Genomic DNA, 12,001 nt, shown 5'->3' on the forward strand with positions numbered 1-12,001 from the left:
ACACTTTACACTTTTGAATTGTAATATTACGACTAAATATCAACTTGTGCAAAAAAAAATTGTAAATTATTTTCTAGCATAAAATTCCTGTGATATTTAATCATCTTTCCATTTCAGACCTTTATTATTAATATTTTTTGTATAACTGTCTTTTGATGTAAAATTGAAATGTTTTTTAAGTGTCTTTATCGCTTTACATTTAGCTAATACTCTGCTTTAACAAAGTTTTTTGTTTTTTGTTTTAACAGGGAATAATTTTTTTCTGTCAAATTTTTGTTTTATAATTAAGATGTTTGAACAGATAGTTTCTTAATGCCACGTGTTAGCACTTGTGTTATTTTCTCTATTATTTTTGAATTATATTTTATGTTTTTAAATATCGATAATCAATTTCTTAATAAATTTAACTTATGTCTTTAAAAAAAATATTCCCCATTATGCCTCGATGTATGTTTGTTGGTAAACAGTAATATAAAGCTGTGTTTATTGTTTTAGAAAAATATATATCGATTTAGGCTTTTTGTTTTTTATTGTTTTTTTGCGTTTTTGTTTTCATAATAATTAAAGTGTTTAAGCAATTAATGGATTTGTAACCCTGGTTTCGGTTCATTTTTAGACCTTACTTTTTGATCTGCTCTAAAATAGTAGCACCCTAATTCTTTTTCAGGGTTGGGTTTTTACAGTTCTGACCTTAACTCCTCATGGAATTGTCATGTAAACGTCTCTAATTTAACTTGTTTGTAGCGGCTTAGCTACAGGAAATTAAACATCCCTCGAATTCCTTTGGTCCCTTTCGAATATTATCTACTTTCGTGCAACTTCTGATTAAGAAGTGTCATATTATTCTATAATAAAGATCTAGTTATTAGTTAGATAGTGTCTTTTTTGTAGTGTGTATAAGCTACACAAATATAAATTGCTTTAGAACATTAAAAATATAAGAAATGAAAACGAACACAAAAAATTTGGCTAACCTAAATGGCCGTCTTCCTTATGAAACTCCTTGTGTGAATGCGTTACATGTAGAGCTGGAATACAGCGTTGCTGCAGGTTCCAATCAAGGTTCTGTAAGTGGTCCTATGACCGAATCTTGGCAGACTGAAACGCAAAGTCAGGATGTAGAGTGGTAGTATTTAGGGTAATTAAATTAATAGTGATATAAACAATTATTTTATGAACAAGTTTACAATAAAATTCGGTTTAGCCTCTCTTTTGGCATGCGTAATTTTCATCTCATCATGTAGTAAAGATACTAATAACGTGGTCATTCCGGATGGACCTACCGTAAGTTTAAATATAGGGCAGACATTTGCGCCAGAAGGTCCGGTAAAAGCGGCTTCAGTTGGCCGGTCTTATGCTTCGGCAGCACAAATAGTAGAAATTCCATTTGACAATCAATATACATTGGTGGCCACGCTAACCGCTGAAACCACAGGGGCACCGGGATTAAAAGCTTCCAACCGTGCAGCTACCGTATCGACAGGTACTGATCAGAAAGCATTGAAACAAGGTACTGTTTATTATGTTGCAATATTTGATGCAGCGGGTGACTATAAGGAAACAAAAACGTTTACACAGGGAAATAGCGCGCAGGATTTTGCAATCGACAAAGGAAAATATACTTTCGTAATTTATGCGTCCGGTACCAATAAGACCTTGCCTTCAATTGCTCCTGGAGCGAAGCTGAACACCGTGAATTTCGCAGGTCTAACTGCCGATAGGGACTTTATGTTAGCTCAGGTTCCATTTGAGGTTAAAGATGGACAGAATCTATTGAATGCTGATCTGGCGCATTTGTTTACACAAGTGACATTGAAATTTGATGCCTCGCAGTTGGGATCTGTAAGCAGTATTGCAGGCGCAACAATTGCTCCTTCCAATGCAGCTGTTGATGTGGCGCTTACAAATGGTGCAATGACCTTTACTGGGGCTGCAAATCCGGTAGCGTTCAATCTTAAAAATACAACCGGAAAAGTAATCAATTCGGATTCTACTTTTATTACAACGGCCGCTACGGCAAATGGTACAATTGTACTGTCTGGTGTTTCGATCGCCGGAAGTGTTGCAAAGAATCTAACCAAAGGAGGATGGAACCTTAAACCTGGTGTGAAATATCAGTTGGATATCACTTTGAAAAGGCCAATTGACGTAAATATCGGTGGTAGTACTTGGGGACTGGGAAATTTGGTTTACAACCCAAGTACGGGTAAGTATGGCTTTGCGCAAGCGAATAATGCAGCCGGCGATTATTTCTTTCCTGATTATGTGTTGCCTAAATTTATTCCGACATCCGATACAAAGGATCCTTGGATTTACCAAACTCCTTCAAGAGAGCGAAACGGTGCGGCTGGTGACCCTTGCAAATTGGTGGATGGTAATACTTGGAGATTGCCAACTGAGCAGGAGGCAAGTGCATTGATCCAAAGGACAAACCCAAATAGTGCTGAAAATAGACGTAGCGATGCTGCAGCTAGATGGGTAGATACATTTAGCGGTAACGCTGGGGGCAAGATGGGAATGTTCTATGGTGTATATAATCATCCTGGGGCGGCAAGAGATCAGTATTTATTTATGTTATTTGCTGGTCAATATAGTACGTCTAATACACTAAATGGTGAGAATAATAAAGCTTATTATTTGATCACAGCTAATGGTGGTGGATACAAAAAATTTGAAATGGGTGGAGCTAAAGGAAGTATTGGTTGGGACTGTCAGATTAATGGAATTAATTCCGGTGATGCTGTGCAGGTGCGTTGTGTACGAAATTAAGATACTGAAAGATCTATTTGAATAATAAGTTTAATGGAGACGCCTTTCCTTTTTGGGAAGGCGTTTTTTTTCGTTCCAAATTATTTATTAAATTCGCTTGGCCTACGTTGCTGTTTAAGGTATTATTTTCGGATAATTGGAAATTATGGAATTTGGAGTTCATCGTGTGATCGGGATAGAGCGGGAGGCTTCGGCTATTGCTGATGCAACGGCAACGGACAATTATACGGTTCTTTTTGTCTCAACGGGTGGCTGCCGGATTCAGATTGATAAAAAAATGGTTGAGGTAGACGAATACAGTCTCGTCCTGGTGCCAAGGGGAGTTAAAATTGCATTTGACCCGGACGAGTGGCGTGCTTTTTTAATTATCTACTTTTCCGAGAATTTTTTTGCACGTACAGACATCGATGCTTCCTTCATCCGCAGTTTTAAATCATTCGACAGGCGTAGATATGCCTATCAGGTACTAAATGTTCCTCACGAATACGCGACGTATTACGAATTCGTCGGACAGCAGCTCAAGCTCTCCAAGCAGAACTATAATCAAGCTATCTATCGTGACCTGGCACATAATATTGTCAAGCAAGTGGTTTTGCTCGCGGCTATTTACATGGAAGAAAAAGGACCGGGTGAATTATTGGGGTATAATATGGAGCTGGTGCGTCGTTTTCAGGATCTCGTGGAAAAAAATGTAAAAAAGGAGAAACGGGTGATGTATTATGCCAGCGTGCTTAATATAGGTAGTAAAAAACTGACCAGTTTAACAAACGAAGCGCTTGGAATTACGCCAAAAGACGTGATTACCAGCGAATTGTTGCGCGTGAGTAAAAAGTCATTGGCTGAGTCTTCGCTCAGTATCAAGCAAATCGCCTGGGAGCTGGGCTATACCAATGTAAATAATTTTAGTACGTTTTTTTTGAAGGAAACTGGCGTAACTCCAAAAGAATACCGGAAGCGCTGGCAAGGATAAGTTTTATTCATTCCTGTTTTTATACTTTTTAGGTCGAGATTCATACTTTTTGCTTCCTTTGACATCGTATTTTTGTATCAATACAAGCGCCCTACACGCCCTATGAAAACCATAAAAATACAGGTGTCATAGTATACCTGCATTTTTATGTGCCTATACCGACTATTCCCCCTTGAAGCGGTGATTTTTTGCAATAGGAATGAATAATGATGTTGTAATTCGTTAATTGCTGTTGAAAGTGAAGTCAAAAAAGGTCAATGTCAAATGATTTGCTGTTTTGATGGTACAGGTAACAGTTTTTTTTAGCCGGCAATGCCCTGAGATTTACTGTTGTTGAAATGATCTGCCAGGCTTTGGTTCAGGATCGGTGAAGTTTTTAACATTTCGCGCACCGGATATTTTTCTGCGATTTTCTGTAGTGCTTCAAGATGCCGCTCGTGATGCAGGTCTGTGCCAGCAAAATCATACATGCCTGATTTTAATAGGGTCATTGCAATTGCTTTCGTATCAACGCCATAGTATCGGCTGAGCGAGAGTAGGTTGAGCTGCAATAAACAGCCCGCATCCTTGATCTGTTTGTAAATATTGAAATTGCTATGATAATAATTATAGCGTTCGGGATGTGCTAAAATAGGCTTGTAGCCCAGTTTTTGAATATCCCGAATTGTATGAAATAATGCTTTGGACTCGGATAGATAAGACATCTCGATCAGCACATAACCGCCGGGTATAATGCAGAGTTGATCCTGTTGAATAAGGGATGTCAGGCCGTCATCAATCATGTGTTCGGCTGCCGCAAAAATAGGCGTGTCGTTTCCGATATCTTTAAGGCCGCTAATTAAGGCGGTCTGTGCCCCTTCAATCGTAGATTTGGTATTGGGGTGGACGCCGGCCATAATGTGCGGGGTACAGATAAATTTCTTCAATCCCAATTTTTGTAAATCCTGAATATAATTTATTGAATTTTTTACCGAAATGCTTCCGTCGTCAATACCGGGCAAAAGGTGATTGTGCATATCTACTTCCAAAAACTCCAGTTGGGCCAAAGGTCGGACGGATGACAACTTCTTATGGTTGAATATTTTGGTAAAAAAATTCATAATAGCTTATTCAAGTATATGGTTTTTGTCTGTATTACAGGATGTTTACAAACAATATGCCAGTTTTGATGTTTACGAAGAAAGATAAAATATAAGAACGAATAGATTTTATTGAATAATAATAAATTTAAATCGCCTTATATTGGGCATTTTTTAATTTTTATGCTGTTTGTAATATTTTCGGTATAATAGTTGCTTACTCCACGATGATGCGAATAGCGTGCATATGGTATCCGTCGTTATTGATATTTTAGTAAAAAGGCCCAAATGATTATTAAATTTTAAGTATCTTGGTCAACTTTTATGAAATTGAAATAAGCCATAAACGTTGTAAGACTTCAAAAAGATACGACGGTAAAGAAATAAACTAAAAGAGAAGAAAGCTATGATGGGATCTCTATGGGATTTAAGAAAACGGTTGCGGAAGGATAATCCTCGGTGGGTCATTTTGCTCATTGATATGTGGTTTGTATTTGCAAGTTATGTATTTTCAAACTACGTCGTCAATAATTTCAAAGGTGTTTTTGATGTGGCACTTATGTTGAAGAAACTTGTGCTCGTGTTGCCGGTGTACTTCGCGATGTTTTTGTGTTACAATACCTTTAGAGGAATCGTGCGTCAAACGGGTATCCGCGATACCATAAAAATATTTAAAACGGTCACGTCGGCCTATATCACGTTGATGTTGTTGACCCTGGTTGTTAAAACTGTTTTTGAAAAGGGAACATCTGCGGGCGATTACCTGCGTCTTTCGTACGGGGTATTAACAATGCAGGCCTGTATTTTAATGGTGATCATGGTAGGAGCGCGTGTCGTATACCGAACGATTTTTGAATATTTGTTCCTACCCGCTCGAAAAGGAGAAAATGTGCTGATTTTTGGAGCTTCACGTCCCGGGCTGGTATCTTTCTCTTTGTTGAAAGAAGATCCCCGGATCAAGTACCAGGTTGTCGCCTTTGTAGAAGATAAGGTCTCACGTATCGGAAAACGCCTTGCAGGATTGAAAATAAAGGATATTACCGAAATTACCAAGGAGTATATCAGCAAACACGAAATTACACAGGTGATCATTGCCGTGGAAAACAATGACCCCGAACGGTTGGAATATGTCTCGGACTGGTTTCAGAATATCGGGCTTGAACTTAAAATTATGCCATCGGCGAGGATCTTGCTCAACTCCGGTGCAAAACGGGAGATACGCCCTTTAAAAATTGAAGATTTGCTCGGTCGCAAGCCCATTAAGCTGGATCACCCGGAGATTGAGGAAGAAATGAACGGCAAAGTGATTCTGGTCACGGGCGCGGCGGGATCCATTGGTTCGGAGCTGGCACGTCAGATAGCAAGACGTCATTATAAAAAGTTGATCCTATTGGATCAGGCGGAATCTGCGCTGTACGATATCCAACAGTCGATAAAAGCAACACAACCCGAACATCTGCATTGCATTGTGGGTGATGTCCGCAACTACGCTTTTATGCAAAATATATTTGCACAATATAAGCCGGATCTTGTTTTCCATGCTGCGGCCTATAAACATGTGCCATTGATGGAGGCCAATCCTTACGAATCCATTCAGACAAATGTACTTGGAAGTAAGAATGTGGCTGATCTCTGTATGCAGCATGGTACAAAGAAAATGGTGATGGTTTCTACGGATAAGGCCGTCAATCCAACCAATGTGATGGGGGCAACCAAACGAATGGCTGAAATCTATGTGAGTAGCTGTAGTGGTAGGTCTGAAACGAGTTTTATCATTACACGCTTCGGTAATGTGCTCGGTTCAAATGGTTCGGTCATACCGCTCTTTGAGAAACAAATGGCAAGCGGTGGTCCATTGACCCTGACACATCCCGAAATTACGCGTTTCTTTATGACCATTCCTGAGGCTTGTCAGCTGGTGCAGGAAGCCGGTGTGATGGGGAAAGGGGGAGAGATATTTGTCTTTGATATGGGCAAGTCCGTTAAAATAATGGATTTGGCCAAACGGATGATCAAGCTTAAAGGTTACCGATATCCTGAAGATATTGATATCAAAATTGTTGGTTTGCGTCCCGGAGAGAAGATCTTTGAAGAACTTTTGGCCAATAATGAAAATACCGTGAAAACGCATCATCCGAAAATTATGATTGCAAAAGTAAAACACGATGAATTGATACTGAAAGCAGAACGTATCAATGCTGTTTGTCAGCAAATTGTGGATGCGGATCAGCATCTGCCTGATTTTATGGAATTGGTGGCAGCAATGAAGCGTATTGTTCCGGAATTTAAATCTCAAAATTCCGAGTACGAAGCGTTGGATAGCACGATTGAACAGGAGTATATTGATGATGTTCCCGTTTATTCGCTTATTAAAAAAGCATAACCTTAGGTAAAGCAATCTAAGCATACTATACACAAAAGTNNACTTTTGTGTATAGTATGCTTATCCCTATCGATTAAAACTTGCCAGTTCGCAAAAATCAACCTAATTTTAAGGAATTATTTAGTTATGGTAATAATGTTGGACAGATTAACGCGAGCGGTATGCTGTCTATAATCAAGATATATGAATAAAAAGATATTAATCACAGGAGGCGCAGGATTTATCGGATCCCACGTCGTTCGTGAATTTGTTGTAAAGTATCCAAATTATCAGATTATTAACTTGGATGCCCTAACGTACGCCGGCAATCTTGAAAATCTGAAAGATATAGAGGATCGTCCGAATTATGCCTTTGTCAAAGCTGATATTACGGATCAGGCGGCGATGAATGCTGTTTTTGAACAGTATCAACCGGATGGTGTGATTCACTTGGCGGCAGAATCCCATGTCGATCGTTCCATTGCAGATCCGACAGCATTTGTGATGACTAATGTGATCGGGACAGTAAATCTGTTGAATGCTGCCTATGCAATCTGGAAGAATAATTTTGTGGGAAAACGTTTTCATCATGTTTCTACGGATGAGGTATTTGGTGCGTTGGGAGAATCCGGTTTTTTTACCGAAGACACCAAATATGATCCACACTCACCATATTCGGCTTCCAAAGCGAGCTCGGACCATTTTGTCCGTGCTTATCATGATACCTATGGACTGCCGATAGTGCTGACCAATTGCTCCAACAATTATGGGCCCAATCATTTTCCTGAAAAACTGATTCCGCTGTGCATTCATAATATTTTACACGATAAGCCATTGCCTGTATACGGAGACGGTAAATATACGCGCGACTGGCTTTTTGTGATTGATCATGCCAAAGCGATTGATCTGGTTTTTCATGAGGGTAAGGATGGCGATTCGTACAACGTGGGAGGCTTTAACGAGTGGCAGAATATAGACCTGATCAAGGAACTTTGCCGACAAATGGATGTCAAATTAGGCCGGGAACAGGGTACGGCAGCTTCCCTGATTACCTTTGTTAAAGATCGTCCGGGCCATGACCTGCGTTATGCGATTGATGCAAGTAAAATAAATGCAGAGCTGGGCTGGAGCCCGTCAGTAACTTTTGAGCAGGGCCTGTCGCTGACGATAGACTGGTTCCTGTCCAATCAGGAATGGCTGGATCATGTGACTTCGGGAGACTATCAGCACTATTATAATAAACAATATCACGGCGCTTAAATATGAAATATACAGAAACGAAACTATCCGGTTGTTTTATTTTGGAGCCTGTGGTATTCGAAGATGAAAGAGGTTATTTTTTTGAATCTTATAATGAAAACAGACTGGCTGCCATCTTAGGCTACAATCCACATTTTGTGCAGGATAACCAGTCGAAATCTCAATATGGTGTTGTAAGGGGATTGCATATGCAAGCCGGAGACCAGGCACAGGCAAAATTGGTCCGTGTACTGGAGGGTAGTGTACTGGATGTCGCTGTTGATGTTCGGCCCGGCTCCCCTACTTATGGGCAGTATGTTGCCGTGGAACTCTCCGCGGAAAATAAAAAGCAGCTATTTGTACCACGTGGATTTTTACACGGATTTTCAGTATTGTCCGAGCATGCGGTATTTGCTTATAAATGTGACAATAAGTATAACAAAGAAGCGGAAGAGGGGGTACATCCATTAGATCAGCAGCTGGCGGTTGACTGGAAAATTCCAGCGGAACAAATGATCTTGTCCCAGAAAGACAAAGAGGCGCAAAACTTCACCGCATTATCCGATAAATTGTAATAGAAGAACAGCGTGCCTGACCGACATAACGCTCCTATTCGGAGGGGATATAGATTAGGATGCTTAAACAATAAAAAAGATTTTGATGAAAATCGTCATTACCGGTGCTACCGGACAGCTAGGATCCGAATTGTATGAATTATTGGTCAATGATACCGAAAAAGAGAGCTATTTTTTGGACCGTAAGCAATTGCCTTTGGACCAGATTATGCTGATTCAGGATATTTTGGCCATGTATCAGCCCGATTTAATTATTCATGCGGGCGCTTATACGGCCGTAGATAAAGCAGAGGAAGAACATGAAACAGCTAATTTGATCAATCATTTGGCCTGTGAGGAGATTGCACAATACTGTCGCCTTCATGGTGCCAAGCTGATCGCCATTTCAACGGACTATGTGTTTGATGGTAATTCTGCCGTTCCGCTAGCCGAAGATGCACCTACAGCACCGATCAATGCCTACGGCCAGACCAAACTTGCCGGGGAGCGGGCTATTCAGAAATGGTGTCCCGAGTCGATTATTATCCGCACATCTTGGGTGTATTCTGCTTATGGGAAGAATTTTGTCAAGACGATGTGTCGTCTAATGGCCGAACGGGATCAAGTAAATGTCATCAATGATCAGATCGGTACCCCGACGTATGCAAAAGATTTGGCGATGGCGATTTTGAAAATCGCTGATGGCCCGGATTGGAAAGCCGGAATCTATAACTACAGCAATGAGGGGGAGATATCTTGGTATGATTTTGCTGTAGCGATACGCGATTTCCGTTCGTTTGATTGTCAGGTCAAACCAATTCCGACAAGTGCCTACCCTACACCCGCGCAACGGCCAAAGTATTCACTGCTTGATAAATCGAAGATTAAAGCGACCTTTGATGTAGCTGTACCGGATTGGAAACTAAGTCTGGCTAAAATGTTGGCCGAGGAAAATAAAAATTAAAGAAAAAGATTATTAGGCTGAAGGCTTATACAACCAAATTTTAAATACGAAAGTCTCAATACGAATAGCTGGATAAAAATGAAAGGAATTATATTAGCCGGTGGATCGGGAACCCGTTTGCACCCTTTAACGCTCGCCGTGAGTAAGCAATTAATGCCCGTATACGATAAGCCAATGATATACTATCCATTGTCTACGCTCATGCTGTCAGGCATTCGCGAGATATTGATTATCTCAACTCCTCAGGATTTACCAAACTTTCAAAAGTTATTGGGAGATGGCTCTCAATTGGGCTGTCGCTTTGAATATAAGGAACAGCCAAGTCCCGATGGCCTCGCACAGGCCTTTATATTGGGGGAGAAGTTTATCGGTGACGACAAGGTCGCATTAATTCTTGGCGATAATATTTTCTACGGTTCGGGCTTGTCAAAGCTGTTGCAATCTTGCGCTAACCCTGATGGCGGTGTCGTATTTGCTTATCCTGTACAGGATCCTGAACGTTATGGCGTGGTCGAATTTGATGCTGCGAAAAATGTAGTTTCTATCGAAGAGAAACCCAACCATCCAAAATCCAGTTATGCTGTTCCAGGTATTTATTTTTACGACAATGATGTCGTTGCAATTGCAAAAAGCATCAAGCCTTCTGCACGGGGAGAGCTGGAGATTACCGATATCAACAAAGAATATTTACGCCAGGGCAAATTAAAAGTCGGCATATTTGACCGCGGTACGGCTTGGCTAGACACGGGGACCATACAGTCACTGATGCAAGCAGGACAATTTGTACAGGTCATTGAAGAACGGCAGGGAATGAAAATAGGCGCGATCGAGGAAGTTGCCTATCGCATGGGGTATATTGATAAAAATCAATTGTTAGCTGTTGCAGAACCGCTATGCAAATCTGGATATGGTGAATATCTGAAACATATTGTTAAATGACAAGTTTATAGGAAGCACATATCCGAAATCCATTTATAAAGTAGTCCTATGGTATTGGAAATGTTTATCCTGAACCTGCTATAGAATATTTTTTTTACAATTATTCAATAAAATAAAAAGAAGGCCTTGGTATTCTTTAAAAAATGGCTATAATTGCGTATAATCCATTTTATTAAACGCAATTATACCTTATGAAAAGTTTCAATTCGCCTTCTTGGCGAGCCCACTTATACCATATCGTGATTTTACGGCCCTTACAGAAGTCGTCTTGTGTCGAAAAAAATTTCTAATATATTTATGATTTTTTCTTTTATAAAACAATTCTTTTCTAGTAGTTGTTTTTAAAGAGATACAAATACGATAAAACCCAATCTGGATTGTGTTCGCGGAATTTGAATTGATACGAGGTGGCTTCAGAACATGATATCAGAGCGTATATGACTGATTTTAATACAGAATAATAATAAGGACATGATTACTGTAGGCATCATAGATAGTGACGAACATGCGAGACAAGAAACGAAGCGTATACTTAATATAAAGAATAAAGTAGCGGCAAATCAGATCGAAGTTATTTTTGACATCGGCAAGGGGCGAGTGGACCGAGCTATGGCTGCACCGGATGTACTGATCCTGGATATTGAACGCCAGGAACCACTGATCGTCGAACATGTTAAAAGTATTTTTCCCAAAACTGAAATTGTGATATTAACCAATACCTGTGATGTTAAGACTGTACGTAGTTGTTTTAGACACGGTGCCGTCGGATATCTATTGAAGCAAACCTGTATGGATTCGCTTCTTTCGGCAATTAAGATTACCTTAAATGAAGGATCCTTTGTGAGTCCAGGTGTAAACAGGGCATTGATCGAACAAAGTTTTAAATCAAAAAAAATTGAAGACCTGCTTACTGCACGGGAACTCCAGATTGCCAATGGGATCATCGAGGGATTGAGCTACAAAATGATCGCTCAGAAATATACCATTTCATTGGACACGGTGCGGATTTACATCAAACGAATTTACCGAAAGCTCCAGATCAACAGCAAAGGCGAACTGATCGCGCAATTGACAGCCTAAAATTTCGTTACATGAAGATGTGACGCCTTATATTTTAATCTCATG

At 40.1% G+C, this 12,001-nt stretch carries 10 protein-coding genes; 9 read left to right on the top strand and 1 reads right to left on the bottom strand.

Annotated features, from left to right (window positions below; all coding sequences use genetic code 11):
• Positions 1-944 precede the first annotated feature (944 nt).
• The 3 genes from B4G94_RS25760 (at position 945) to B4G94_RS25770 (ending at position 3,739) form a co-directional block, all read left to right on the top strand.
• The gene (locus tag B4G94_RS25760) at positions 945-1,130 is read left to right on the top strand and encodes a hypothetical protein (RefSeq protein WP_108635179.1); all 186 of its coding nucleotides are present in this window, start codon (positions 945-947) and stop codon (positions 1,128-1,130) included.
• A 43-nt stretch (positions 1,131-1,173) separates the two neighbouring features.
• Entirely contained in the window at positions 1,174-2,769 is a 1,596-nt protein-coding gene (locus B4G94_RS25765) for a hypothetical protein (RefSeq protein WP_286862994.1), read from the top strand.
• A 145-nt stretch (positions 2,770-2,914) separates the two neighbouring features.
• Positions 2,915-3,739: a helix-turn-helix domain-containing protein gene (locus B4G94_RS25770; protein ID WP_286862995.1), complete on the top strand. Its 825-nt coding sequence runs from the start codon at positions 2,915-2,917 to the stop codon at positions 3,737-3,739.
• A 302-nt stretch (positions 3,740-4,041) separates the two neighbouring features.
• On the opposite strand, the gene B4G94_RS25775 is transcribed toward B4G94_RS25770, so the two are convergent.
• The gene (locus B4G94_RS25775) at positions 4,042-4,839 is read right to left on the bottom strand and encodes a tyrosine-protein phosphatase (RefSeq protein WP_286862996.1); all 798 of its coding nucleotides are present in this window, start codon (positions 4,837-4,839) and stop codon (positions 4,042-4,044) included.
• A gap of 385 nt (positions 4,840-5,224) precedes the next feature.
• Here B4G94_RS25775 and B4G94_RS25780 point away from each other — a divergent pair, with 385 nt between their 5' ends.
• The 6 genes from B4G94_RS25780 (at position 5,225) to B4G94_RS25805 (ending at position 11,956) form a co-directional block, all read left to right on the top strand.
• Positions 5,225-7,201 carry a polysaccharide biosynthesis protein gene (locus B4G94_RS25780; RefSeq protein ID WP_286862997.1) on the top strand — a complete coding sequence of 659 codons (1,977 nt, stop codon included), beginning with the start codon at positions 5,225-5,227 and terminating at the stop codon, positions 7,199-7,201.
• A gap of 183 nt (positions 7,202-7,384) precedes the next feature.
• Entirely contained in the window at positions 7,385-8,440 is a 1,056-nt protein-coding gene (gene rfbB / locus B4G94_RS25785) for a dTDP-glucose 4,6-dehydratase (protein WP_286862998.1), read from the top strand.
• A gap of 2 nt (positions 8,441-8,442) precedes the next feature.
• On the top strand, positions 8,443-8,994 hold the full coding sequence (gene rfbC / locus B4G94_RS25790) for a dTDP-4-dehydrorhamnose 3,5-epimerase (RefSeq protein ID WP_286863000.1): 552 nt from the start codon (positions 8,443-8,445) through the stop codon (positions 8,992-8,994).
• 85 nt (positions 8,995-9,079) lie between these two features.
• Entirely contained in the window at positions 9,080-9,937 is an 858-nt protein-coding gene (gene rfbD / locus B4G94_RS25795) for a dTDP-4-dehydrorhamnose reductase (RefSeq protein ID WP_286863001.1), read from the top strand.
• 78 nt (positions 9,938-10,015) lie between these two features.
• Positions 10,016-10,876 (top strand): glucose-1-phosphate thymidylyltransferase RfbA, encoded by an 861-nt coding sequence (rfbA, locus tag B4G94_RS25800; RefSeq protein ID WP_286863002.1) that lies wholly within the window; start codon positions 10,016-10,018, stop codon positions 10,874-10,876.
• Positions 10,877-11,347: 471 nt separating this feature from the next.
• Entirely contained in the window at positions 11,348-11,956 is a 609-nt protein-coding gene (locus B4G94_RS25805) for a LuxR C-terminal-related transcriptional regulator (protein WP_286863003.1), read from the top strand.
• Positions 11,957-12,001 lie beyond the last annotated feature (45 nt).

It is taken from the genome of Sphingobacterium sp. UBA7625 (genome assembly GCF_002484085.1).
Taxonomy (GTDB): domain Bacteria; phylum Bacteroidota; class Bacteroidia; order Sphingobacteriales; family Sphingobacteriaceae; genus Sphingobacterium; species Sphingobacterium athyrii.